General features: G+C 68.8%; 20 protein-coding genes and 1 CRISPR repeat array (1 of these 21 only partly in view). Of the genes, 7 read left to right on the top strand and 13 right to left on the bottom strand.

What is annotated here, in order from left to right:
- Positions 1-93: 93 nt before the first annotated feature.
- From FZ033_RS01675 to FZ033_RS01615, 13 genes are all read right to left on the bottom strand, one after another.
- Complete coding sequence (locus FZ033_RS01675; protein WP_149574434.1) at positions 94-1,053, bottom strand: PDR/VanB family oxidoreductase; 960 nt, start codon at positions 1,051-1,053, stop codon at positions 94-96.
- A gap of 215 nt (positions 1,054-1,268) precedes the next feature.
- Positions 1,269-2,093 (bottom strand): SDR family NAD(P)-dependent oxidoreductase, encoded by an 825-nt coding sequence (locus FZ033_RS01670; protein WP_149574433.1) that lies wholly within the window; start codon positions 2,091-2,093, stop codon positions 1,269-1,271.
- Between the two features lie 11 nt (positions 2,094-2,104).
- Positions 2,105-2,566, bottom strand: a complete 462-nt coding sequence (locus tag FZ033_RS01665; RefSeq protein WP_149574432.1) for a MaoC/PaaZ C-terminal domain-containing protein — start codon at positions 2,564-2,566, stop codon at positions 2,105-2,107.
- Between the two features lie 12 nt (positions 2,567-2,578).
- Positions 2,579-3,022, bottom strand: coding sequence for a MaoC family dehydratase N-terminal domain-containing protein (locus FZ033_RS01660; protein ID WP_149574431.1), 444 nt, complete (start codon positions 3,020-3,022; stop codon positions 2,579-2,581).
- The gene (locus FZ033_RS01655; RefSeq protein ID WP_149574430.1) at positions 3,019-4,206 is read right to left on the bottom strand and encodes a lipid-transfer protein; all 1,188 of its coding nucleotides are present in this window, start codon (positions 4,204-4,206) and stop codon (positions 3,019-3,021) included. The genes FZ033_RS01660 and FZ033_RS01655 overlap by 4 nt, the downstream gene beginning before the upstream one ends.
- A gap of 435 nt (positions 4,207-4,641) precedes the next feature.
- Complete coding sequence (locus FZ033_RS01650) at positions 4,642-5,607, bottom strand: NAD(P)H-dependent flavin oxidoreductase (protein ID WP_149574429.1); 966 nt, start codon at positions 5,605-5,607, stop codon at positions 4,642-4,644.
- 27 nt (positions 5,608-5,634) lie between these two features.
- Entirely contained in the window at positions 5,635-6,306 is a 672-nt protein-coding gene (locus tag FZ033_RS01645; RefSeq protein ID WP_149574428.1) for a TetR/AcrR family transcriptional regulator, read from the bottom strand.
- A gap of 134 nt (positions 6,307-6,440) precedes the next feature.
- Complete coding sequence (locus FZ033_RS01640) at positions 6,441-7,226, bottom strand: FadR/GntR family transcriptional regulator (RefSeq protein ID WP_149574427.1); 786 nt, start codon at positions 7,224-7,226, stop codon at positions 6,441-6,443.
- 83 nt (positions 7,227-7,309) lie between these two features.
- The gene (locus FZ033_RS01635) at positions 7,310-8,875 is read right to left on the bottom strand and encodes a class I adenylate-forming enzyme family protein (protein ID WP_149574426.1); all 1,566 of its coding nucleotides are present in this window, start codon (positions 8,873-8,875) and stop codon (positions 7,310-7,312) included.
- A gap of 107 nt (positions 8,876-8,982) precedes the next feature.
- Entirely contained in the window at positions 8,983-9,954 is a 972-nt protein-coding gene (locus tag FZ033_RS01630; RefSeq protein ID WP_149574425.1) for an NADPH:quinone oxidoreductase family protein, read from the bottom strand.
- Positions 9,955-9,972: 18 nt separating this feature from the next.
- Positions 9,973-11,235, bottom strand: coding sequence for an acyl-CoA dehydrogenase family protein (locus tag FZ033_RS01625; protein ID WP_149574424.1), 1,263 nt, complete (start codon positions 11,233-11,235; stop codon positions 9,973-9,975).
- 31 nt (positions 11,236-11,266) lie between these two features.
- Positions 11,267-12,328: a phosphotransferase family protein gene (locus FZ033_RS01620; RefSeq protein ID WP_149574423.1), complete on the bottom strand. Its 1,062-nt coding sequence runs from the start codon at positions 12,326-12,328 to the stop codon at positions 11,267-11,269.
- Between the two features lie 107 nt (positions 12,329-12,435).
- A complete protein-coding gene (locus FZ033_RS01615) occupies positions 12,436-13,653 on the bottom strand; it encodes an ABC transporter substrate-binding protein (protein WP_149574422.1) in 1,218 nt (405 codons plus the stop codon).
- Positions 13,654-13,912: 259 nt separating this feature from the next.
- On the opposite strand from FZ033_RS01615, the gene FZ033_RS01610 reads away from it, so the two are divergent.
- The 7 genes from FZ033_RS01610 (at position 13,913) to cas2 (ending at position 22,140) form a co-directional block, all read left to right on the top strand.
- Complete coding sequence (locus tag FZ033_RS01610) at positions 13,913-16,195, top strand: CRISPR-associated endonuclease Cas3'' (RefSeq protein ID WP_149574421.1); 2,283 nt, start codon at positions 13,913-13,915, stop codon at positions 16,193-16,195.
- A gap of 367 nt (positions 16,196-16,562) precedes the next feature.
- Positions 16,563-17,240, top strand: coding sequence for a type I-C CRISPR-associated protein Cas5c (gene cas5c / locus FZ033_RS01605; protein WP_149574420.1), 678 nt, complete (start codon positions 16,563-16,565; stop codon positions 17,238-17,240).
- Positions 17,237-19,063, top strand: coding sequence for a type I-C CRISPR-associated protein Cas8c/Csd1 (cas8c, locus tag FZ033_RS01600; protein WP_149574419.1), 1,827 nt, complete (start codon positions 17,237-17,239; stop codon positions 19,061-19,063). Before cas5c ends, cas8c begins: the two co-directional genes overlap by 4 nt.
- 2 nt (positions 19,064-19,065) lie before the next feature.
- Positions 19,066-19,995 (top strand): type I-C CRISPR-associated protein Cas7/Csd2, encoded by a 930-nt coding sequence (gene cas7c, locus FZ033_RS01595; protein WP_149574418.1) that lies wholly within the window; start codon positions 19,066-19,068, stop codon positions 19,993-19,995.
- 9 nt (positions 19,996-20,004) lie between these two features.
- Complete coding sequence (gene cas4 / locus FZ033_RS01590) at positions 20,005-20,691, top strand: CRISPR-associated protein Cas4 (protein ID WP_149574417.1); 687 nt, start codon at positions 20,005-20,007, stop codon at positions 20,689-20,691.
- A 111-nt stretch (positions 20,692-20,802) separates the two neighbouring features.
- Positions 20,803-21,843: a type I-C CRISPR-associated endonuclease Cas1c gene (cas1c, locus tag FZ033_RS01585; protein ID WP_149574416.1), complete on the top strand. Its 1,041-nt coding sequence runs from the start codon at positions 20,803-20,805 to the stop codon at positions 21,841-21,843.
- A 6-nt stretch (positions 21,844-21,849) separates the two neighbouring features.
- Positions 21,850-22,140 carry a CRISPR-associated endonuclease Cas2 gene (gene cas2 / locus FZ033_RS01580; RefSeq protein ID WP_149574415.1) on the top strand — a complete coding sequence of 97 codons (291 nt, stop codon included), beginning with the start codon at positions 21,850-21,852 and terminating at the stop codon, positions 22,138-22,140.
- A CRISPR array of direct repeats spans positions 22,141-23,751; the repeat unit is 31 nt; unit sequence GTTTCGATCCGCGCTCCCGTGAGGGAGCGAC; it runs 2,661 nt beyond the window's last position.

The following is a 23,751-nucleotide window of genomic DNA, read 5'->3' as shown; positions in this document are numbered from 1 at the left end:
TGGAGAACGGTTCGCGTGAAGAAAACGCACGAACTCGACTTCGAGAGCGGCTTCGCGGGTTCATGAAACGCGAAGCCGCCCGAAGTGGAATTGTCACAAATCCAACACCAGCAGGTCGCCTTTGGCACGCGACACGCAGGCGAGGAAATAGCCCTTTTCCTTCTCCTCGGGCTTCAGGCGCTTGTCGCGGTGGTCGATCTCGCCTTCCAGCACCTTCACCTTGCAGGTGCCGCAGGCGCCCTGCTCGCAGGAGGTGGGCACCTTCACGCCGGCTTCCTCCAGCGCGGCGGTGACGGAACGGTCGCCGGGGATCTTGATGACCTTGCCGGAAGAGGCGATCTTCACGTCGAACACCTTGTCCAGCAGCGGCGGGGGCGCCTTGGCGGTGAAGCGCTCCACATGGATGCGGTTGACGCCGTAGCCCTTCTGCTGGGCGTTGGCGATGACCGGATCAAGCCACCAGTCCACGCCGCACAGGAACAGATGGGTGTCGTCCGGCCGGTCGGCGAGCAGGGTCGCCGGGTTCAGGCGGGGCTCGGTGGCCTCGAAATAGAAGGTGGTGTTCTCGGCGAAGGCCGAGGCCTCGATGGTGGCGCGGAACGAGCCCGGCGAGCCGCCGGCGAACAGATAGTGGAACTCGAACGGGATGTTCTTCGCCTTCAGGTGGTCGGCGATGGAGAGCACCGGCGTGGCGCCGATGCCGCGGGCGAACAGCAAGGCGCGCTTCACGTCGCGCGGCACCGCGAAGCGGTTGCGCGGCTCGCCCACCTGCAGGCGGTCGCCCTCGTTCACCTGCTGGAACAGGGCCTTGGAGCCGCCGCGGCTGTTGGCATCCTTCCAGACGCCGATCACGTAGCGATGGCGCTCGCTGGCGCTGTTGCACAGCGAATACTGGCGCATGAGGCCACCGGGAATGGTCACGTCCACATGCGCGCCCGGCGTGAAGGGCGCCAGCTCGCCGCCCTCGGCGGGGACGAGCTCGAAGGAGACCATGTTCTCGGCCTCGACCGTCTTCCTGGCCACGACCACCGACTGCAGGGCTTCGTCCGACATTGCTGACCTCTTCATCCGCGCGGAACGCTGGTGAAGAGCAACACGCAAACTTGGGGCCAACTTCCCGCAGGTGCGGTGTAGCGCGGCGCGCCAATGCCCGCGCGGCACCCGGCTCCGGCCATTGCCGGAACCGGTTCTAAAAATCACAACTCGGGAACACCCGAGTTGTGCAGCGTCATCCACTTGGCATCGGTCGAAGACCGAGGCCGATGGTACTAGAAGGAGATGCCGCCGCCGACCACCAGCACCTGCCCGCTGACATAGTTGGATTCCGGCGCGCAGAAGAGATAGACGCCGTCGGCGGCTTCCTCCGGCGTGCCGGCGCGGCCCAGCGGGATGAGGCTGCGGAAGCCGTCCAGCACCTTGGGCGGCAGGCCGATGGCCACCTGATTGCCCTCCACGGTGATGGATGCCTTGGTCTCGGAGGCCGCTGTCATGCGGGTCTCGATGAGGCCGAAGGCGACGCAGTTCACGTTCACCTTGAAGCGTCCCCACTCCTTCGACAGCGTCTTGGTGAGGCCGATGACGCCCGCCTTGGCGGAGGCATAATTGGCCTGCCCCATGTTGCCGCCGGTGCCCGCGATGGAGGAGATGTTCACCACCTTGCGGAACACCTCGCGCCCCTCGGCGGCCTCCTGCGCCACGCGGATGCGGATCGGCTCGGCGGCGGCGCGCAGGATCTGGAACGGCGCCTTCAGGTGCACGTCGAGGATGGCGTCGAACTGCGCGTCGCTCATCTTGCCGATCAGGCTGTCCCAGGTGTAGCCGGCATTGTTGACGATGATGTCCACACCGTCGAACGCCGCGATGCCATGATCGATGAAGCTCTGGGCGAAGCCCTCGGCGGTCACCGATCCCGGCACCGCGATGGCCTCGCCGCCCAGCGCCAGGATCTCGGCGCGGACGGCCTCCACCGGCTCGACGTCCAGGTCGTTGAGGACGAGGCGCGCGCCTTCGCTCGCCAGTTTCAGGGCGATGGCCCGGCCGATGCCGCGGCCGGCCCCGGTCACATAGGCGACCTTGCCCGTAAGCTTCGTCATGACTGCGCCTTTCAAAGGTCCAGGGGGCCGTTCTGGAGGCCGAGCGCGAGGATCGCCGCGCCGGAAAGTTTCTGTTCGCCGTTCTGGTCGCGGACGGCAAGGTCGAGGCGCACGCGCTGCTCCCCCTCCGCCTCAAGCAGCTCCGCCACTGTGGCGGTGAGGGTGAGGCGGTCGCCGAGGCGGGTCATGGCGAGGAACCGTGTCCCGAAGGAGCGCAGCGCGGTGAGCGGCGCGTTGGCCGTCAGCAGCCGGCCGAGGGAGGCCATGACGAACATGCCCTGGGCGAACACGTCCTTTTCCCCGGCGGCGTGGGCGAAATCGATGTCGATGTGGATGGGGTTGTGGTCGCCCGAGGCGCCAGCATAGAGCGCCAGCTGGGTGCGGGTGACGGGGGCAAGCTCCAGCGTGGCGAAGATGTCGCCGACCGCGAGGGTAGGGGCGTGAGGAGCGGCAAGGGTCCCGAGATCTGTCATGGTTGCCTGCCCCTAGCCGTTGCGGATCACGAGGGTGGATTTCAGATCGGCGACGCGCCGGCCGGCCTCATCGTCCACGGCGGTCTCGCGCAGCACGAATTCCAGTGCGCCGTTCTTCTTGTCGTAGATGTCCGCCACCTTCTGGGTGAAGGTGAGCCGCTCGCCGGCGCACACCACCCGCCTATAGGCGAAGGACTGCTCGCCGTGCAGTAGCCGCGCGAAGTCCAGGCCGAGACGGTTGAAGAACAGGAACGGGTCCGGCCCGTCCATTTCCAGGCAGAACAATTGTGTCGGCGGGAGGGGCAGGGAGGCATATCCCGCCGCGTGGGCCGCCTCTTCGTCGGTGAAGACCGGATTGGTCTCGCCAATGGTGCGGGCGAAGAAGCGGATGCGCCCCTTCTCCACCTCCACCGTGAACGGATCGAACACGTGGCCGATGAAGCTGCGGTCGATCATCGCGCGCCCCGGTCCGCGGTGTAGAGCGTGACCACGCAGGCGCCGCCGAGGCCGAGATTGTGCTGGAGCGCCACCCGCGCGCCCTCCACCTGCCGCGCCTCCATGGTGCCGCGCAACTGGCCGGTCAGCTCGAAGCACTGGGCGAGCCCAGTGGCCCCCAGCGGATGGCCCTTGGAGAGCAGCCCGCCCGAGGGATTGGTGACCACCTTGCCGCCATAGGTGTTGTCGCCGTCGAGGATGAACTTCTCCGCCCCGCCCTCCGGGCAGAAGCCGAGTCCCTCATAGGTGATCAGCTCGTTGGCGGTGAAGCAGTCGTGCAGCTCGGCCACGTCCACGTCGTCGGGGCCGAGGCCCGCCTGCGCCCACACCGAGGTCGCAGCCGCGGCGGTCATGTCGTAGCCGACCACCCGCATCAGGTCCGGCTCGAAGCTGGAGGGAAAGTCGGTGGTCATTGCCTGGGCGGCGATGGTCACGGTGGTGTCGATGCCGTGCCGCCGCGCGAACTCCGGCGTGCACAGGATGGCGGCCGCCGCGCCGCAGGTGGGCGGGCAGCATTGCAGGCGGGTGAGCAGGCGCGTCACCGGCGGCGAGGCCATCACCTCCTCGACGCTCACCTCCTTGCGGAAGATGGCGCGGGCATTGTGGACCGCATGGCGGCTGGCCTTGGCGCGGATGGCTGCGAAGGTGGTATCCTTCGTGCCGTACTTGTTCTGATGGGCGATGCCGGCGCCGCCGAACATCTTCGGCGCCATGGGCACGTCGCCGTCATAGGCCACCTCGGTGGTGACCTGGATGAAGTCTTCCAGTGGACCCGGGCGGTCCTTCCAGTGCTCCACCAGCGCGCCCGGCTGCATCTGCTCGAAGCCGAGCGCCAGCACGCATTCGGCCTGTCCCGACAGTACCGCATTGCGGGCCAGCCAAAGGGCGGTGGAGCCGGTGGCGCAATTGTTGTTCACGTTCACCACCGGGATGCCGGTGAGGCCCACGCTGTAGAGCGCCTTCTGGCCGCTGGTGGAATCGCCATAGACGTAGCCCACATAGGCCTGCTGGACCTTGCCATAGTCGATCCCGGCGTCGGCCAGCGCGCTGCGCACCGCCTCGCCGGCCAGCGCCACGTAGCTCGGGCTTTCGCTCGGCTTCACGAAGCGGGTCATGCCCACCCCGCCCACCACCACCTGTGCCATGCGTTTCCCCTGAATCTGGTTGTGCCGATGGTAATGCGCGCCGGCAGGGTGAATGCGCCGGAGGCCGTCCATCGTTGAGTGGTTTATCGGTTTGTCCGACAAACTATTCCAGCCGTCCCCGGCCTTGTCAATATGTGCGAAACAGCAGTGCTGGTTCAGTTTGAACGTCAGCGGCTTCGAAGGCGTGCGCGCCGGAACCCTAGCCCGCTCGCGGGAGAGGGAGAGACCGCGCTTGCCCAGCCGTTTGTCACCATCGTCGCCCTCCGGCTTGACCGGAGGGGCCATCTCTCCGCTTGTCCCGCCCGCCGCCGCTTGGTCCCGGCCGGGCCATGGGCCGTCCGGTCAAGCCGGACGGCGACGGTGTGTGGGAGCCTGAAAGCGCTGCCCCCTCCACAGTCGCCCCCTCCCTCGCGGGAGAGGGGCTTTAGACCGCTCTCAGGCGGCGGGGGTGAGGGCGGCGGCCTCCTCCTGCGCCACCTCGCGGCGGGCGGCGTGGTATTCGGCGATGAGCTGGCGGCACAGCTCTGCAGCCGGCAGCACCTCGCGCACCGAGCCGACGCCCTGTCCGGCCGACCACACCGTCTTCCAGGCCTTGGCCTCGCTGGCCATGTCCAGCCCGCCCTCATGCTTCGGCTGGTCGAGGTCGATGCCGGCAGCGGCCAGGCTCTGGCGCAGGAAATTCGCCGGCACGCCGCTGACCTTGGGGGTGTAGACGATGTCGTCGGCGCTGGCCCCGACCACCATCTCCTTCTGGGCGTCGGGCACCATGCATTCCCGCGTGGCGAGGAAGCGGGTGCCGAGATACGCCATGTCGGCGCCGAGCATGCGGGCGGCGGCGATGTGGCGGCCGGTGCTCATGGCACCGGACAGGACGATGGTGCCGGTGAAGAAGCTGGCGATCTCGGGGATGAGGGCGAACGGGCTGAGGGTGCCTGCATGTCCACCGGCCCCCGCGCACACGGCGATGATGCCGTCCACGCCGGCCTCGGCCGCCTTGCGGGCGTGGCGCATGTTGACCACGTCGTGGAAGATGGCGCCGCCATAGCTGTGCACCGCATCCACCACCTCGCGCACCGCGCCGAGGGAGGTGATAACCAGCGGCACCTTGTGCTTCACCGTCAGCTCGATGTCGGCGGCAAGGCGCGGGTTGGACTTGTGGACGATGAGGTTGACCCCATAGGGCGCTGGGCGCGGGCCGGCCTGCGCCGCCCCGGCGAGCCGGTCCTCGATCTCGCCGAGCCAGGCCGCATAGGCGTCGCTGGTGCGCGCGTTGAGGGCCGGGAAGGTGCCCACCAGCCCGCTGCGGCACACCTCCACCACCAGGTCGGGGCCGGAGGCGAGGAACATGGGCGAGGCAATGGCCGGGATGGCAAGGTCGCGGAATGCGGCAGGCAGGGCCATGGGGTTTCCTCCGTTATGGGACGAGGCTCAGCGCCGTGGCTGGCGTCGTTCTGGGGTGCGGGGCGCGAGCCCCTGGATGAGAAAATCGGCGGTCTGCCGGGCGATCTCGGCCGGCGCGAGGGCGCCGCCGGGCTTGTACCAGTGGGCGATGGCATTCAGCGCCCCGGCGATGGCGAAGGCGGCGGTGCGCACATCGCAGGGGGCGATGGAGCCATCCTCGATGCCGCTTTGGATCACGCCGCGCAGGGCCCGGTCGATCGCCGCTTTCAGGCGCCGCAGCTCGGCGCGGTTCTCAGGCGAGAGGGCGGTGTCGGGGGTGCGGGTGATGCTCATGCCGAAATCCATGGTCATGGCCTCGGCATATTGCTCCATCAGCGCCCGCAGCCGCTCAAGGCCGCTGGCATGGGCGCCGGGAACCGGCGCCGCCGCCGCCTCGATCATCTCCAGCCCCATGCGGCAGCATTCGAACAGCACGTCGTCCTTGCTGCGGAAGTAATGATAGAGGGTCGGCTTGGTGACGTTCAGTTGCCGCGCCACGTCGTCCAGCGAGGTGGCGTGGAAGCCCTTCTCGTTGAACAGCCGCGCCGCCGCCTTCAGCACCGCCTCGCGCTTCAGCGCCCGGTCACGCCCGCGCTGGGCGGGAGAGCGCCAAGGCGAGGGGTCCGCCAGCGCGGTGTCGGTCGGTTTCGGGGGCGCCATCGCAGGGTCCGGCCGGGAGGGTGGAGACGGCCTTGGGGGAGGCTGTCCGACCTATTGGAAGAGAGGTTACTCATGAGTAACTTTGGGGTCAAGGGAATGCACGCCGGCGGCCCGCATCCGGACGTGGTGGGCTCTCAATCCTCGGCGTAGGTCCTGTCGATGGCCTGGTCGATGGACTTGCCGATCAGCTCGAAGCCGCGCTTCCAGTCGTTGATGTGCCGGCGCATCCACAGCACCGCCTCGGCCTTGTCGCGGGCGCGCAGGGCCGTGAGGATGGCGGCGTGGGCCGCCTTGTTGCGCTCGGCGGCGTGGGCGTTGCGCCGGAACAGCATCTCGGTGGTGGGGAAGAACAGCTTGTTCTCCGGCTCGCGGGCAAACTGGAGCACGCGGTTGCCGGAGGCGCGGGCGAGGATGTCGTGGAACTCGATGTCGAGCAGCGCCAGTTCGGAGGGCTTCTTCAGCGCCTTCTCCGATTTCTTCATGTTGTCTTCCAGCTCGGCCAGAATCTCGTCCGTGATCCGCTCCGCCGCCAGCTCCGCCACCGCGGTCTCGATGGCCAGGGTGGATTCCCACAGCTCGCGGAAGGTGATCTCGTTGAGCACGAAGGCGCGGCTGATGCCCCCGGCAAACCGGTCGTAATGGGGCACGGCGGCAAACAGCCGGCGGCTGGAATCGCGCCGGATCAGGCCGCTCTGCTCCAGCAGCCGGATGCCCTCGCGCACGGTGGAGCGGTTGACGCCGAACTGGCGCACCAGCTCCGCCTCGGTGCCCAGGGCGTCGCCGGCCCGCACCCGGCCGGAGACGATCTGCCGCTCGATGGCGTCCGCCACCAGCTTGTAGGCCGGTGCGGGGGTGATGGGCGCGAACACGGAAGCGGGTTCCGCCGTCCCGGCCTCGCGCGCCTCCTTCGTCTGCGCCATCTGTCCTCGCTCTCGTCCCGCGTTCCCGGTCATCCGGACTTATCTTGCATAGGCTGGTTGGTGAATCCTGTCGAGGCGCCCCCTCAGCCCGCCGCGCGTTCGCGCAGCACGTTCTTCATCACCTTGCCGTTCGGATTGCGCGGCAGGCCGTCTGGCAGGATGGTGACGCGGTCCGGCACCTTGTAGTCGGAGAGCCGCGCGGCACAGAAGCGGCGCAGCTCGTCCACGCTGAGGTCGGCGCCGGCCACCACGAAGGCTTCCACCCGCTCGCCCAGCACCGGATCGGGATAGCCCACCACGGCGGCCTCGGAAACGTCCGGGTGGAACACCAGCACACTCTCCACCTCCGCCGAATAGACCTTGTAGCCGGCGCGGTTGATCATGTCCTTCTTGCGATCAAACACCTTGAGGTAGCCCTCGGCGTCCATGGACCCCACGTCGCCCGAGCGCCAGTAGCCGCCGACGAAGGCGGTGGCGTCGGCCTCGGGATTGCGCCAGTAGCCGGGCACGACGGAAGCGCCGGCGATCCACAATTCGCCCGCCGTGCCGGGGGGCACCTCGCGGCCGTCCTCGTCCATGACCTTGAGGTCGATGCAGGCCATCACCCGGCCGACGCTGTCGAGCCGCTCGGGCGGGGCGTCGCGCGGCAGGATGGCGACGGGAGAGCTGGTCTCGGTGGCACCGTAGACGTTGAACAAGGTGAGCTTCGGGCTCTTCTCCTTCAGCCGGCGGGCGTTGGCCTCCGGCATGGGGGCGCCGCCGAAGGCCGCGATGCGCCAGCTGGAGAGGTCGATTTGCTCGAACTGCGGATCGAGCAGGCAGAGGTTGTACATGGCCGGCACCATGAGCGCCGCGGTCAGCTTCTCCCGCGCCGCCAGCTCCAGGAACAGCCGGGCCTTGAACTGGCCCATGAGGATGAGGCACGCCCCCGCCGCCAGCGTGCCGTGGATGACGCCCACGAGCCCCGTCATGTGCGCGTTGGGCACGGCGAGCACGGTGCGGTCGCTTGGCTCCAGCCCCAGTGCGTAGCGATAATGAAGGCCGGAATGGATGACGCCGAGGTTGGTCAGCACGGCGCCCTTGGGCTTCCCGGTGGTGCCCGAGGTGTAGAGGATGCAGAAGGGATCCTCTTCCGCGACATCGGCGACGCGGTCGGATGCGGGTTGCGCGAACAGGGTTTCGTAAGGGGTCGAACCTGCCGCGCTGCCGCCCGCGACGAAGCGGTGGCGCAGCTCGGGCACGTCCGCGCCCTCCGGCAGCTCTCCGGCGCAGGCAGCATCGTGGACCAGCATCATGGCCCCGCTCTGGGCGAGGATATAGGCGATCTCCGGCCGTCGCTGGCGGATGTCGAGGGTCACGTGGATGGCGCCGATCCGCGCGCAGGCCAGCGAAAGCTCCACCACCGCCAGATGGTTGCCCACCAGCGTGGCGACGCGTTCGCCCTTGCGCACCCCATGGGCGAACAGCCCGTCCGCCAGCCGCTCCACCGCCGCATCGAGCGCGCCATAGGTGACGCGCCGCTCGCCATCCACCACGGCGAGCGCATCCGGCGTGCGCTCAGCCCAGGATCGGAACAGGGCATCGACGCTGGGCGGGCGGTCGATGAAGCACGGCACCATCCGGCCGAAATGCACTTCGTGTCTGATCATGGCTTCCTCCCGGCAGGCCCGGCGCGGCACTTGCGGCCGCTTCGCGGGCCCCGTCCGCTGGCGTTCAAATCACTTTATGCGAGGCCCACGTTGGCCCCTTCCGCGGCTCACGGCTCCAGCACCACCTTGCCCACGGTGCGGCGGCCCGCCAGAGCCTCCAGCGCCGCCGGCGCCTCAGCCAGCGGGAAGACATCGCGGATGAGCGGGACGATGGCCCCGGTCCGGCGCAGGTCGAAGAGTTCGTCGAACATGGCGCTTACCAGTTCGGGATGATGCTGGCGGTAGGCGCCCCAATAGACGCCCATGGCGGCGGCGTTCTTCAACAGCAGACGGTTGGAGGGCAGCTCCGCCACCGCCCCGCCGGCAAAGCCGACGATGACGAGCCGCCCGCCCCAGGCGAGGCACCTCAGGCTGTCCACCGCCACCTTGCCGCCCACCGGATCGACGATGACATCCACGCCCCGGCCTTGCGTGATCTCCTTCACCCGCTCCACCAGCGGCTCGGCGGCATAGTCGATGGTCTCGTCGGCGCCGAGGTCGCGGCACAGGGCGGTCTTCTGCGGCCCGCCGGCGGTGGCGATCACCCGCGCCCCCCAGTGGCGCGCCAGCTGGATGGCGGCGGAACCGACGCCGCCCGCGCCCGCATGCACCAGCACCGTCTCGCCCGCCTTCAGGCCGGCGCGGTGGCGCAGGGCGAGGTGGGCGGTGGGATAGATCACCGGCAGGGCCACGGCCTCGCGCAACGGGAAGTCGTCGGGCAGCTTCTGCGCGCCCAGCGCCGGCACCACCGCATGATCGGCAAAGCCGCCGTGGTCCATCAGCGCGCACAGGCGGTCGCCGGGGCGGAACGGGCTGTCGGGTCCCGCCTCCACCACCGTGCCGGCCACCTCGATGCCGGGGGTGAAGGGCAGGGGCGGCTTCACCTGGTAGCGGCCGCGGATCATCAGCGTATCGAGGAAGTTGACCCCCGCCGCCGCCACTTCCAGCACGCAGCCGTCGCCGGTCGCGCGCGGGTCCGGGCACTCGCCGAACACCATGGCGCCGTCTTCGGTAATCTCATGGACGCGCCAGCCACGCATGGCGGACCCTTTCTGCGATCACGCCTGATGGGCGCTGGGGGTGACGAGATAGGCGGTGGTGCTGCCGCGCCGGGCCTTGGCCTTCTTCAGCTCGTCGCGGGCGATGCTGCGAAGGTGCACCTCGTCCGGCCCGTCGATGAAGCGCATGGCCCGGCCCCAGGTCCACAGATAGGACAGCGGCGTGTCGGGGGTGAGGCCCATGGCGCCGAACACCTGGATGGCGCGGTCCACCACCTGCGTCTGCACCCGCGCTGCCGCCACCTTGATGGCGGACACCTCGATGCGCGCGGCCTGGTTGCCGGCCTTGTCCATGAGCCATGCGGCGCGCAGCACATGCAGGCGCAACTGGTCGATCTCGATGCGGGACTGGGCGATCCAGTCCTGGATGTTGGCGTGGTCCGACAAGTGGCGGCCGAAGGTGCGGCGCTCCAGCGCGCGTTCCATCAGCAGCTCCAGCGCCAGCTCGCACTGGCCGATGGTGCGCATGCAGTGATGCACGCGCCCCGGCCCGAGCCGCGCCTGCGCCAGCGCGAAGCCCTGTCCCTCCTGCCCGAGGAGATTTTCCGCCGGCACCCGTACGTCGCGGAACAGCACCTCGCAATGCCCCTCCGGCGCATGGTGGTGCATGATGGGCACATCCCGTACCAGCCGCACGCCGGGGGCGTCGAACGGCACGATGACCATGGAATGGCGGGCGTGGGGATCGGCCTCGGGGCGCGGATCGGACAGGCCCATCACGATCACGAAGCGGTTGTTGGGGTGCTTGGCGCCGGTGGTGAACCACTTGCGCCCGTTGATGACGTAGTCGTTGCCGTCGCGCAGGATGGTGGTCTGAAGATTGGTGGGGTCGGAGGAGGCTGTGTCCGGCTCGGTGATGCCGACGCAGGAGCGGATGCGCCCTTCCAGCAGCGGCGCGAGCCATTGCTCACGCTGGGCGGGCGTGGCGAACATGTGGAGGATCTCCATGTTCCCCGTGTCCGGCGCGTTGCAGTTGAACACTTCCGCCGCCCACGGAATGCGGCCCATGATTTCCGCCAGCGGGGCATATTCCAGATTCGTGAGGCGCGTGCCCGGCTCGTCGTCCTTCAACGCCGGCAGGAACAGGTTCCACAGGCCCTCGGAATAGGCTTTCGCCTTCAGCCGCTCGATCAGGTCGAGGGGATAGCGGCCCGCCTCCACCTCGCGGTGCCACTGGGTGTTGGCCGGCAGCACGTGCGCCGCCATGAAATCGCTGACGCGGGTGCGCAGGCCCTCGACCTTGTCGGAGTAAGCGAAATCCATCTGTTGTCTTCCTTGTTCCCGCAGGCGGGCCTCAGGCGGCGCCCGCGGTGATGAGTTCGACGGCGCGGCGCGCGTAGTTCTCGGACAGGCGGCCGACGCTTTCGGCGCCTTCGGATGCGGCGTTGCCGTTCCTGGCGCGGGCGGCGATGCCCTCGAAGATCACGGCGAAGCGGAACAGGGCGAACACCCGGTGGAAGGGGGCGAAATCCTCCGCCCGGCCGCCGGCGGCGCCATACCAGTTGAGGAAATCCTCGCGCTCCGGCAGGCCCTGCGCGGCAAGGTCGGTGCCCCTGAGGCCGCCATATTCCTCCGGCCGCGTGTCCCAGGTGACGCCGAAATGGGCCACGTCCGCCATGGGATCGCCGATGGTGGAGAGTTCCCAGTCGAGCACCGCGATCACCCGCGGCTCCACGGGGTGGAACATGAGGTTGCCGATGCGAAAATCCCCGTGGGCGATGGTGGGCGCGCCGGAGGCGGGGAAGTGGCGCGGCAGCCAGTCGATGAGCGCGTCCACCTCCGCCAGCTCGCGGGTGCGGGATTGCTGCCACTGGCGGGTCCAGCGCGCCACCTGCCGCTCGAAATAGCCATCGGGCCGGCCATAGTCGCCGAGCCCCACGGCGCGCCAATCCACCCCATGGAGCCGCGCCAGCATGTGGGCGGCGCTGCGGTACATGGCCTTGCGCTCGTCCACCGGCGCGGCGGCGAGGCCGCAATCGCCGAACACCCGGCCGTCCAGCCGCTCCATCACATAGAAGGGCGTGCCGATGACCGAGGGATCGGCGCAGAAATGCACCATACGCGGCACCGGCACGTCGCTGTCGGCGAGGGCGTGCTGGATGCGGTGCTCGCGGTCCACCGCATGGGCCGAGGGCAGTACGGGCCCGCCCGGCTGCTTGCGCAGCACCAGCCGGTGGCTGGGACTGTCCACGAAGAAGGTGGGGTTGGACTGCCCGCCGGAGATGGGCGCCACCTCCACCGGCCCGCGGAAGCCCGGCACGAGCGCGGCGAGATGGCCCGCCAGCGCTTCGGCATCGAAACCTGCGGTGGCCGGCGCCGATGGGGCTGCGACAGGCGTGGGTGCGACAGGCGACATGGATCCTCGCGTCAAAGGCGGCCGGGAGCGTGTCCCGAGCGGATCGGGAAGGCGGTCGTGTTGCGTGCGGGAGAGCCGGGACGCGCGGACGCTCCCCGGCCGGCCGTTCATTTCTTCACCAGCGGGCATTCGCTGCGCGACAGGGGTTGGAAGGCGTCCGCCGCGGGAATGGTGCGGACGATCTTCAGGTAATCCCACGGCCCCTTGGATTCGGCCGGGGTCTTCACCTGCGCCAGATACATGTCGTGGATCATGCGGCCGTCGGGGCGGATGGAGCCGTTGCGGGCGAAGAAGTCGTCGATGGGCAGTTCGCGCATCTTGTCGGCGACCACATTGCCCTCAACCGAGTTGGCGGCCTTGGCCGAGCGCAGGAAATGCAGCACCGCCGAATAGACGCCGGCATGCAGCATGGTGGGCTTGCGGCCGCCCATGCGCTTGGCCCAGCGCTCCGACCAGGCGCGGTTCTGCGCATCCATGTCCCAGTAGAAGCCGGTGGTCAGCAGCAGGCCCTGCGCCTGGGTGAGGCCGAGGGCGTGGATGTCGGTGATGAAGATGACCATGGCCGCGAGGCGCTGCTTGTCGCCGCCGATGCCGAATTCATGGGCCTGCTTGATGGAATTGATAAGGTCCGCCCCGCCGTTGGCGAATGCGATGACTTTCGCCCCGGAGGCCTGGGCCTGCAGCAGGAAGGACGAGAAATCCGAATTGCTCAGCGGATGGCGCACCGAGCCGAGCACCTTGCCGCCATTGGCGCGGACGATCTCGGAAGCGTCCCGCTCCAGCGACTGGCCGAAGGCGTAGTCGGCTGTCAGGAAGTACCAGCTGTCGCCGCCCTCGGCGACCACCGAGCGGGCGGTGCCATTGGCCATGGCGTAGGAATCATAGACCCAGTGGAACGAGGTGGGCGAGCAGGCCTTGTTGGTGAAGACCGTGGAGCCGGCGCCGGTGTTCAGCAGCACCTTGTTCTTGGCGCGGGTGATCTCCTGCACCGCGAGGGCGATGGCCGTGTTGGGCACGTCCACGATCACGTCCACATTGTCTTCGTCGATCCAGCGCCGGGCGATGGAGGCGCCCACATCCGCCTTGTTCTGGCCGTCGGCCGAAACGATGGTGATGGGCTTGCCGTCGATGGTGCCGCCGAAATCCTCCACCGCCATCTTCGCCGCTTCGATGGAGCCTTGCCCCACGAGATCGGTGTAGACGCCGCTGAGATCGGTGAGCACGCCGACCTTGATGCCCCGCGCCGGCACCTGTGCCGCCGCCGTGCCGGCCGCCACCAGCAGCGCAGCGCCGACGAGGCCCGCGCAAAACCGTTTCATCGCCATGTCTTTCCTCCCCGCGGACACCCTCGGCGCCTCTTCGAGCGTCGTTATTCTGTTTGTCCGACAATCTGATTATTGATCAGGGAGGCCGCCTGTCAAGCGGGGATTGAGGATGTGGGGGTCAATCGCCCGCGGCCGGCAGCTGTCCCCGGCGCGGCGCGTTTGCGGCTTGGGCGGGTTTGTCATCGCAATCTGGCGATCACCCGGGCAACCTGCCGGTCTTTGCTGGATTGGGGTGGGATTCGGCGCGATGGATCACAAGATGACGGGCGCATTCGCGGATGTGTTCGCCCATTCCCTGCCGCCGGAAATCGACCGGCCGTGGGAGCCGCTTGAGCAGCACCTGCTGGAGGTGGCGGACGGCGCCGCCGCCTTTGCCGACCCCTTCGGGTGGGCCGAGGTGGCGCGGATGTCCGGGCTGCTGCACGATCTCGGCAAGCTCTCCCCGCAGTTCCAGTCCTATATCCGGGGCGACCAGCCGGTCGGGGGTGATCACTCCACGGCCGGCGCGGTCCTGGCGCGCCAGACCTACGACCGCTCCTACGGCAGCATTCTTTCGGCGATCATCGCCGCCCACCATGCTGGCCTCGCGGACGGCATCGACCTGCAGGAGCGGTTGAAGCGGGCAGGGGAAAGCCTGCCCGCGCGGTGGGAGCAACTCGTGGGGCCCCTCCCGCCGCCCGCCGCCCTTGCTCCAGGCCGTGCATTCGAACGACGCGGACCGCAGGGTTTCACCTTGAGCTTCCTCATCCGCATGCTGTTTTCCTGCCTGGTGGATGCCGACTTCCTGGCGACCGAGGCCTTTTATGCGCAGGCTCAGGACGACGACGTGGCGCGCGGCGGGCACCTGCCGCTGGCGGTCCTGCACCAGCGCCTGACCGAGCATATGCAGCGCCTAGGTGCCGGCGCGCCGGACACGCCGCTCAACGCGCTGCGGGCGGAAATCCTCGCCCATGCGACGGCGAAGGCGGCGCTGCCGCCGGGCCTGTTCAGCCTCACCGTGCCCACCGGCGGGGGCAAGACCCTGGCCTCCCTGTCCTTCGCCCTGGAGCATGCGGTGCGGCACGGCCTGCGGCGGGTCATCTATGTCATTCCGTTCACATCCATCATCGAGCAGACGGCGCAGGTGTTCCGCCACGCCCTCGGCACGCGGGACGACATTCTGGAGCATCACGCGAGCTTCGACTGGGACGAGGCGGTCACGGCCGCCGGCGCCGACCGGGAGGGCGCCGACGGCCTCACCCGCCTGCGCCGGGCGGCGGAGAACTGGGACGTGCCCATCGTGGTGACGACGGCGGTACAGTTCTTCGAGAGCCTGTTCGCGAACCGGACCTCCCGCTGCCGCAAGCTCCACAACATCGCCGGCAGCGTGGTGGTGCTGGACGAGGCGCAGACCCTGCCGCTCACGCTCCTGCGGCCCTGTATGGCGGCCCTCGACGAGCTGGCGCGCCACTACCGCACCAGCGTGGTGCTGTGCACCGCCACCCAGCCGGCGCTGCGGGCCAAGGACCACTTCACCGGCGGCTTCGAGCTGGGCGACGACCGGGAACTGGCGCCGGACCCGGAGCGCCTCTACGCCGCGCTGAAGCGGGTGGAGGTGGAGACCCTTGTCGCGCCGGTGGCGGACGGCGTCGTCGCCGATCGTTTCACCGCCCAGCCGCAGATGCTGTGCATCGTCAACAGCCGCGCCCATGCGCAAGAGCTTTATGGCGCCATCCGCCAGCTGCCGGGCGCCCTGCATTTGACCACGCTCATGTGCCCGCGCCATCGCCGGGCGGTGCTGTCGCAGGTCCGGTCCGATCTGGCGGCGGGCCGGCCGGTGCGGCTCGTCGCCACCTCCCTGATCGAGGCGGGGGTGGACGTGGATTTTCCGGAGGTCTGGCGCGCGGCGGCGGGCCTGGAGAGCATCGCGCAGGCGGCGGGCCGCTGCAATCGGGAGGGGCGGCGGGCGAGCGGCCGCGTGGTGGTGTTCCAGCCCGAGGCGGCCACCGGCGCGCGCGACGTGCGCCTGCGCTGGCAGGCCGCGGCGCCCATTCTCGCGGCATCCGACGATCCGCTCGGCCTTGATGCGGTCCGGGCCTATTTCCGCGAGCTTTACTGGCAGAAGGGGCCGGAGGCGTTCGACACGGCGGAGGTGGCAGGGCGGCCCGGCATCCTGCGGGCCATCCGCGAGCGGGCGGCGGACGGGGCCTTCCCGTTCCGCTCTATCGCCGAGGCCTTCCGGCTCATCGAGGAGACGATGGTCTCCGTGGTCGTGCCGTGGCGGGCGGACGCCGAAGACGATGACGCGAAGCTTCTCCTCGACCGCATCGCCGCCATGGAGCAGCCGAGTGGCGGCGACCTGCGCCGGCTCCAGCAATACATGGTGCCGATCCCCCGCGCCGCCCGCAACGAATGGCTGGCGGCGAAGGTCCTGCGGCCGGTGCACCGGAACCTTGGGGACGATGTGCTGCGGTTCGAGGGCCTTGATCTTTACGACCCGGACATGGGTGTAAACCTGAAAAACACCACCCTTAGGAATGTGGAAGCGAATATCATCTCGTAGGGAGAATACACATATAGCAACAACTACTAGGAAGAAAATGCATTGACAGCTTCGCCGCAATAGGGCTTTCTGGGTGCGTTGGCAGGATGGAGGCTGAGATGCGAAAGCGTCGATCTTGGCGTTTGCGAGTGTCGGCGGGCTGGTTTTATGTCGAAGTCGAATGGGAGCCAATAATAACGTAGTCGCCGTATGGCGTGGATCGAAACCTAGTTGGAGTGGCTATCGATATGAAGAATGGCTGCATGAAGAATGGCTGCCGGACCCTCGGGTTCGGCAGCTTTTCTGTGCGGATGCCGCAGCGAGAGTTGAGGTGAGGTGTTTCATCTGATGTGATGCACTTCTGGTTGTGGCGATTCGGGGGGATCCGATGTCCTATGGCGTCCGGCTGCGGGTGTGGGGACCGCGTGCCTGCTTCACCAGACCGGAGATGAAGGTTGAACGCGTCTCTTATGACGTGATGACCCCTTCCGCCGCCCGGGGCATCCTGGAGGCTATCCACTGGAAGCCGGCCATCCTGTGGGTGGTGGACCGCATCCACGTTCTGGAGCCCATCCGCTTCCAGTCCTTCCGCCGCAACGAGGTGGGGGCCAAGGCCAGCGCCAGCCTCGCCGAACGCGCCATGCGCGCGGGCACCACGGCGGGCCTGGGCCTTGTGGTGGAGGACAATCGCCAGCAACGGGCGACCACCCTGCTGGTGGATGTGGACTATGTGATCGAGGCCCATTTCGAGCTGACCGGCAGGGCCGGGGCCGACGATACGCCGGCCAAGCACCTCTCCATGTTCAACCGGCGGGCGGAGGCGGGCCAGTGCTTCCATCGCCCCTGCCTCGGCACGCGGGAATTCGCCGCCGATTTCGATCTCCTCCCGGAAGGCGCGCCTTTGCCCGACAGCCGGCTGCCGGACGACCAGAAGAACCGGGACCTGGGCTGGATGCTGCACGACATCGATTTCGCCAACGACAAGACCTCCCGCTTCTTCCGCGCGCGCCTGACGGACGGCGTCCTGGACGTAAGGGCCGGCCTTGCCGAGGGGCTGGCGCAGTGACCATCCTGCAGGCGCTGAACGCCTATTACGGCCGCATGGCCGAGCGCGGGGAAGTGGAGGCGCCCGGCTTCTCCCGCGAGAAGATCAGCTTCGTCATCGAGCTGTCGGAGAGCGGCGAGCCGTCGGCCGTGCTGGATCTGCGCGAGGCGAAGGGGAAGAAGGCGGTGCCGCGCCTCTTGGGCGTGCCGGCGGCGGTGAAGCGCACTGCCGGCATCCAGCCCAACCTGTTCTGGGACAAGACGGCCTATGTGCTGGGGCGCACGGCTGCGGAAGGCAAGCGCACGGCGCAGGAGCATGCGGCCTTCAAGGCGCGGCACCTGGAGCTTGTCGCCGGCGGCAATGATGCCGGCCTCCAAGCCCTCGGCCGCTTCCTGGAGGGGTGGGATCCCGCGCGCTTCGACGCGGACCCGTTCACCCCGGAGATGCTGGACGCCAACATCGTGTTTCGGCTGAAGGGAGAGCATCGTTTCCTGCACGAGCGGCCGGCGGCGAAGGCGCTTCTCGCGGGGCCGCCAGCGGCGGGGGAAGCGCAGGCGTTCTGTCTGGTGACCGGCCAGCGGGCGGCCGCGCAGCGCCTGCATCCCAGCATCAAGGGCGTGGATGGCGCCCAGTCCTCCGGGGCCGCGCTGGTCTCGTTCAACCTCGATGCCTTCACCTCCTACGGCAAGGAGCAGGGCGACAACGCCCCGACCTCGCAGGAGGCGGCCTTCCGCTACGGCGAGGCCCTCAACCGGCTGCTCGACCGCGCCGCGTCCGGCAACCGGATCAAGATCGGCGATGCCACCGTGGTCTTCTGGGCCGATGCGTCCGGCGTCGGGGAGGCCTCTGCCGCGGCTGCGGAAGACGCCATCTTCTCGCTGTTCGAGCCGCCCGGCGACGAGACCGAGGCGGCGAAAGTGCGCGATGCCCTCGCCCTTCTGGCCAAGGGCCGGCCGACCGTGGACGCCTTCCCGCAGGTGCAGCCGGGCACGCGCTTCCACGTGCTGGGCCTCGCGCCCAACGCGGCGCGCCTGTCCGTGCGCTTCTGGCTCACCGACGACTTCTCCGCCTTCGTCGAGCGCCTCGCGGAGCATCACGCGCATCTGTCCATCGAGCCCGTGCCGTGGCGCACCCCGCCGTCGATCCAGCGCCTGCTGGTGAAGACCACGGCGCTGCAGGAGAAGTTCGACAACATCCCGCCCTTGCTCGCCGGGGAACTGGCGCGCGCGGTGCTGTCCGGCACGCCTTATCCGCGCACTTGGCTCGCCGCCACCATCGGACGGCTGCGGGCGGGCGATGATCCCGGCAGCGGCTGGCACGCGGCGGCCATCAAGGCCGTGCTTGCGCGTGAGAAAGCCGTCCGGCGCCGCGCGCGCGGCAAAGACGCTGCCGCCGGTTCCGAGCCGGCCCATGACACGCAGATCCCGGAGGATCCACCTGTGAGTCTCGATAGGGAAAATCCAAGCGAGGCCTACCAATTGGGCCGGCTGTTCGCGGCGATGGAGACGGCCCAGTACCTTGCCCTCGGCAGGGTCAACGCCACCATCCGCGACCGCTATTTCGGCGCCGCGTCGGCAACCCCCGCCAGCGTCTTCCCGCTGCTGCTGCGGGGGGTGCAGAACCATCTCGGCAAGCTGCGCAAGGAGCGCAAGGGCGGCTGGCTGGAACGGGAGATCGAGGAGATCACCAACCGCCTGCCCGGCCACCTGCCGCGGGCGCTGAAGCTGGAGGCGCAGGGCCGCTTCGTGCTCGGCTACTACCACCAGCGCCGGGGCCATTCCGCGACGCCGGCCGCCGCTGCCGAGATCGAGGCCATCGCCGCCGACACCAACGGGGAAGACTGACCATGACCGCGCTGACGCGCCGGCACGAATTCGTGCTCTATTTCGATGTCACGAACGGCAATCCCAACGGCGATCCCGATGCCGGCAACCTGCCGCGCCTCGACCCCGAGACCAATCTGGGCCTCGTCTCCGACGTCTGCCTGAAGCGCAAGATCCGCAATTACGTGGCGCTGGCGAAGGACGACCAGCCGGGACATGAAATCTACATGCGGGACGGCGCCACCCTCAACACCGAGCACAAGCGGGCCTGGTCCGCGCTGATGCCCGATGTCACCAAGGCCGAAGACCTGAAGAAGGGGCCGAAGGAGGCCGACAAGGCGCAGGCGCTGACCCGCTGGATGTGCGCCAATTTCTGGGACATCCGCACCTTCGGCGCGGTGATGACCACCGGCGTGAACTGCGGCCAGGTGCGCGGGCCGGTCCAGATCGCCTTCGCCCGCTCGGTGGAGCCGGTGCTGCCGCTCGAAGTCTCCATCACCCGCCTCGCCGCTACGACCGAAGCGGATGCCGAGGCCAAGGGCGGGCGCACCATGGGCCGCAAGCACATCGTGCCCTACGGTCTCTATCGCGCCCACGGCTTCGTCTCGGCCCCGCTCGCTTCCCATCCGGCCAAGGGCACGGGCTTCTCGGACGCCGACCTCGAACTGCTGTTCGAGGCGCTCGACGACATGTTCGAGCACGACCATTCCGCATCCCGCGGCGAGATGTCAACGCGCAAGCTGATCGTCTTCCGCCACGCCTCCGCCCTTGGCAATGCCAAGGCGCAGGACCTGTTCGCGCGGGTGAAGACCTGGCGCGTGCACAAGGGATCGCAGCACGCCGTGGACGACGAGGCCACCGACAACTGGCCGCCCGCCCGCGCCTTCGAGGACTATGCCATCACCATCGACCGCGAGGGGCTGCCGGCGGGGGTGGAGATCATCGAGCGGTGAGGGGCATCCATGGCCGTCCAGCTCCCAGCCGTCCCGCCTCCTGACGCTGCCGCGGAGGACGCGCTGATCCCGCTTTCGGCGCTTCAGCACTATCTGTTCTGCCCGCGCCAGTGCGCGCTCATCCATGTGGAGCAGCTCTGGGCGGAGGACGCGGCCACGGCGGAAGGGCGCCTGCTGCATGAGAAGGCGGACGGCGGCCGCGGCGAGAAGCGTCCGGGCGTTCGTATCGCCCGGGGCCTCGCCTTGCGCTCCTTCGCGCTCGGGGTCTCGGGCAAGGCGGACGTGGTGGAGTTTCTGGGCGCAGGCAAGGACGCCGGAAAAGGGGAGGGGGGCGCCGGGCGTCCCTTTCCGGTGGAATACAAGCGGGGCAAGCCCAAGGCCCATCGGGCGGACGAGGTGCAGCTGTGCGCCCAGGCCATCTGCCTGGAAGAGATGTTCGGCATTGAGGTCCCGGACGGGGCCCTGTTCTACGGCCAGCCGCGGCGGCGCCATCCGGTGGTGTTCGACGCGGAGCTGCGCGCGCTCACCGCCCGCGTCGCAGCCGAGGCGCGGGCCATGATCGCGGCCGGTCGCACGCCCGCGCCGGTCGCCATGCCCGCCTGCCGCCGATGCTCCCTTCAATCCCTGTGCGCGCCGGACAGCCTGTCGCAACCGCCCTCCGTCCTCGGCTGGCTGTCACGCCAGATCGGGGACTGACACCAACGGCCGATGAGCTTGCCTCATGGGCCGTTCGCCCCAGCCCCGCGCTGGGTCTTGGAAAAAACCATCTCGCCGCCGGCCAGGGGCGGCCGGCCTGACGGAGCGCCCATGCGCCGGATGCTGAACACCATCTATGTGACGGCCGAGGCCGCCTGGTTGCGCAAGGACGGCGAAAACCTGGTGGTGGAAGTGGAGGGCGTCGAGCGCGGCCGCGCGCCCCTCCACATGATCGAAGGGGTCGTCACCTTCGGCCGGCCCGGCGCCTCGCCCGCCCTGCTCGCCGCCTGCGCCGAAGCCGGCATCACCGTATCCCACCTGGAGCCCAACGGGCGCTTCCTCGCCCGCGTGGAAGGCCGGCGCACCGGCAACGTGCTCCTGCGCCGGGCGCAATATCGCCTCGCGGACGACGCGGCGCGCACGGTGCCCATCGTGCGCGGCATCGTTGCGGCCAAGACCGCGAACCAGCGCACCGTGGTGCGGCGCGCGGTGCGCGACCACGCCGGCACCCTGGCCGAGGACGCCCTGGCGGCCCTTCGCGCCGCGGACGAGCGCCTCACCGACATTGCGCGTCGCACCCTCGCCGCCGGCGATGTGGCGATCCTGCGTGGGCTCGAAGGCGAGGCCGCCAGCATTTATTTCGGCGTGTTCAACCATCTGGTGCGCGGTGGCGAACCGGCCTTCGCCTTTTCCGGTCGCTCCCGCCGCCCGCCCCTCGACCGCATGAATGCACTCTTGTCCTTCCTCTATGCCATGTTGGGCCATGATTGCCGCTCGGCGCTGGAGGCCCATGGCCTGGACCCGCAGGTGGGCCTGCTGCACGCCGACCGGCCCGGCCGGGCGAGCCTCGCCCTTGACCTGATGGAAGAACTGCGCCCGGTGCTCGCCGATCGCCTGGCCCTGAGCCTCGTCAACCGCCGCCAGCTCGCCCCGTCCGACTTCGTGATGGAGGAAGCCGGCGGCGTGCGCCTCGCCGATGATGCCCGCAGGGCGGTGCTGGTGGCCTGGCAGGAGCGCAAGCGCGATACGCTGCGCCATCCCTTCCTCGGCGAGGACCTGCCCTTCGGCCTTCTTGCGCATGTGCAGGCGCAGCTTCTGGCCCGCCACATGCGCGGCGACCTCGACGGCTATCCGGGCTTCATCTGGAAGTGAGCTGCCATGCTGATGCTGGTCACCTATGACGTAAGCACCGAGGATCGCGCCGGCCGCCGCCGGTTGCGACGCGTGGCCCGCGCCTGTCTCGACTTCGGCCAGCGGGTCCAGAACTCGGTCTTTGAATGCGAGGTGGATCCGGCCCAGTGGACCGCCCTGCGCGCGCGCCTCGTCAGCGAGATCGATCCCGCCGCAGACAGCCTGCGCTTCTACCGTCTCGGTGCCGACGGGCGCCGGCGGGTCGAACACGTGGGGGCAAAGCCGTCGCTGGACCTGGACGGCCCCCTGGTGTTCTAGAGCGCGCTCCGCGCTCCCATGAGGGAGCGACCACCATTGTTGTTGTACCGGACGACGGTGCTCATGTTTCGATCCGCGCTCCCGTGAGGGAGCGACGAGGCCGCCTTGATGACCACGGCGACGATCTTGGCGTTTCGATCCGCGCTCCCGTGAGGGAGCGACCATCCGGGCCGTGCCACTCCGGGTCCTTGGTGAGGTTTCGATCCGCGCTCCCGTGAGGGAGCGACGCAGGCCGTCTTCATGCTCGCCCAAAAACAGACTGTGTTTCGATCCGCGCTCCCGTGAGGGAGCGACGAGCCTGACCGACCGTCGCGCCGTCCGTGAGGCTGTTTCGATCCGCGCTCCCGTGAGGGAGCGACCACTTCGCCGTACCCCTTCGCGATCCACTTCATGTGTTTCGATCCGCGCTCCCGTGAGGGAGCGACGCACCCCGTCCACAAGACGGGTTAGTTCCATATGGTTTCGATCCGCGCTCCCGTGAGGGAGCGACCTGCCACCGTCGTCTTCTGGTCCTCGGTCAAAGCGTTTCGATCCGCGCTCCCGTGAGGGAGCGACCTGGCGAGGACGGCAAGGCCGCCGCAGATGTCGGAGTTTCGATCCGCGCTCCCGTGAGGGAGCGACCAATGCGCCATCCGCTGATTTACGGTTTCCGTCGTTTCGATCCGCGCTCCCGTGAGGGAGCGACGCGCCCGTCGCCATAAAATTGCGACCCTGATCGCGTTTCGATCCGCGCTCCCGTGAGGGAGCGACATGGCGGGGGTCACAGGTTCGGGGCCGGGGAAAACGTTTCGATCCGCGCTCCCGTGAGGGAGCGACCACGACCCGGCCGCAGCCCTCATCGCGGTGCGGGTTTCGATCCGCGCTCCCGTGAGGGAGCGACGGCCAAATCCTCGACCACCCCCGGCTCGCCGTAGTTTCGATCCGCGCTCCCGTGAGGGAGCGACGCTATCCGCCGATGATCGAGCCCGAGAGCACCTCGTTTCGATCCGCGCTCCCGTGAGGGAGCGACACCACGATCCAGCACGGCGCCCGCAAGATCGAGGCGTTTCGATCCGCGCTCCCGTGAGGGAGCGACTTCAATGTGCCCGTGATGCTCATGGCCCTGCTCCGTTTCGATCCGCGCTCCCGTGAGGGAGCGACCACCGCGCCGTAGTCGCCCGCGTTCAGGCGCTTCACGTTTCGATCCGCGCTCCCGTGAGGGAGCGACATTTGCTGATAGAGCAGAGGCCCTGAGTTATGCCGGTTTCGATCCGCGCTCCCGTGAGGGAGCGACCAGGCCCGAAGAACAGATGGCCACGCCCGTTCTTGTTTCGATCCGCGCTCCCGTGAGGGAGCGACCAGCAACAGCAGCATCGCGCGCCCCATGGTGGCGTTTCGATCCGCGCTCCCGTGAGGGAGCGACCTCGTCTGCGGGTGAGGGCGCCATGGCTGAAACGTTTCGATCCGCGCTCCCGTGAGGGAGCGACGCGATCCACGTCCCGCTGGCACTGTCCCAGTCGGGTTTCGATCCGCGCTCCCGTGAGGGAGCGACCTTGCGATGTGCGCCTCGTGAATAACCCCGTGGCCGTTTCGATCCGCGCTCCCGTGAGGGAGCGACTGCCGGGCGCGACG

The organism is Xanthobacter oligotrophicus, assembly GCF_008364685.1.
In the GTDB taxonomy this organism is placed as follows: domain Bacteria; phylum Pseudomonadota; class Alphaproteobacteria; order Rhizobiales; family Xanthobacteraceae; genus Xanthobacter; species Xanthobacter oligotrophicus.
This window is presented reverse-complemented; position numbering and strand designations above follow the sequence as displayed.

Coding starts and splice junctions, on each gene's coding strand:
- FZ033_RS01630 (WP_149574425.1), bottom strand. CDS start 9,954: ATGCGTGGCTGGCGCGTCCATGAGATTACCGAAGACGGCGCCATGGTG.
- FZ033_RS01660 (WP_149574431.1), bottom strand. CDS start 3,022: ATGATCGACCGCAGCTTCATCGGCCACGTGTTCGATCCGTTCACGGTG.
- FZ033_RS01665 (WP_149574432.1), bottom strand. CDS start 2,566: ATGACAGATCTCGGGACCCTTGCCGCTCCTCACGCCCCTACCCTCGCG.
- cas5c (WP_149574420.1), top strand. CDS start 16,563: ATGTCCTATGGCGTCCGGCTGCGGGTGTGGGGACCGCGTGCCTGCTTC.
- FZ033_RS01655 (WP_149574430.1), bottom strand. CDS start 4,206: ATGGCACAGGTGGTGGTGGGCGGGGTGGGCATGACCCGCTTCGTGAAG.
- cas1c (WP_149574416.1), top strand. CDS start 20,803: ATGCGCCGGATGCTGAACACCATCTATGTGACGGCCGAGGCCGCCTGG.
- FZ033_RS01645 (WP_149574428.1), bottom strand. CDS start 6,306: ATGGCGCCCCCGAAACCGACCGACACCGCGCTGGCGGACCCCTCGCCT.
- FZ033_RS01640 (WP_149574427.1), bottom strand. CDS start 7,226: ATGGCGCAGACGAAGGAGGCGCGCGAGGCCGGGACGGCGGAACCCGCT.
- cas4 (WP_149574417.1), top strand. CDS start 20,005: ATGGCCGTCCAGCTCCCAGCCGTCCCGCCTCCTGACGCTGCCGCGGAG.
- FZ033_RS01670 (WP_149574433.1), bottom strand. CDS start 2,093: ATGACGAAGCTTACGGGCAAGGTCGCCTATGTGACCGGGGCCGGCCGC.
- FZ033_RS01675 (WP_149574434.1), bottom strand. CDS start 1,053: ATGTCGGACGAAGCCCTGCAGTCGGTGGTCGTGGCCAGGAAGACGGTC.
- FZ033_RS01635 (WP_149574426.1), bottom strand. CDS start 8,875: ATGATCAGACACGAAGTGCATTTCGGCCGGATGGTGCCGTGCTTCATC.
- FZ033_RS01620 (WP_149574423.1), bottom strand. CDS start 12,328: ATGTCGCCTGTCGCACCCACGCCTGTCGCAGCCCCATCGGCGCCGGCC.
- FZ033_RS01610 (WP_149574421.1), top strand. CDS start 13,913: ATGACGGGCGCATTCGCGGATGTGTTCGCCCATTCCCTGCCGCCGGAA.
- FZ033_RS01650 (WP_149574429.1), bottom strand. CDS start 5,607: ATGGCCCTGCCTGCCGCATTCCGCGACCTTGCCATCCCGGCCATTGCC.
- cas2 (WP_149574415.1), top strand. CDS start 21,850: ATGCTGATGCTGGTCACCTATGACGTAAGCACCGAGGATCGCGCCGGC.
- cas7c (WP_149574418.1), top strand. CDS start 19,066: ATGACCGCGCTGACGCGCCGGCACGAATTCGTGCTCTATTTCGATGTC.
- FZ033_RS01615 (WP_149574422.1), bottom strand. CDS start 13,653: ATGGCGATGAAACGGTTTTGCGCGGGCCTCGTCGGCGCTGCGCTGCTG.
- FZ033_RS01625 (WP_149574424.1), bottom strand. CDS start 11,235: ATGGATTTCGCTTACTCCGACAAGGTCGAGGGCCTGCGCACCCGCGTC.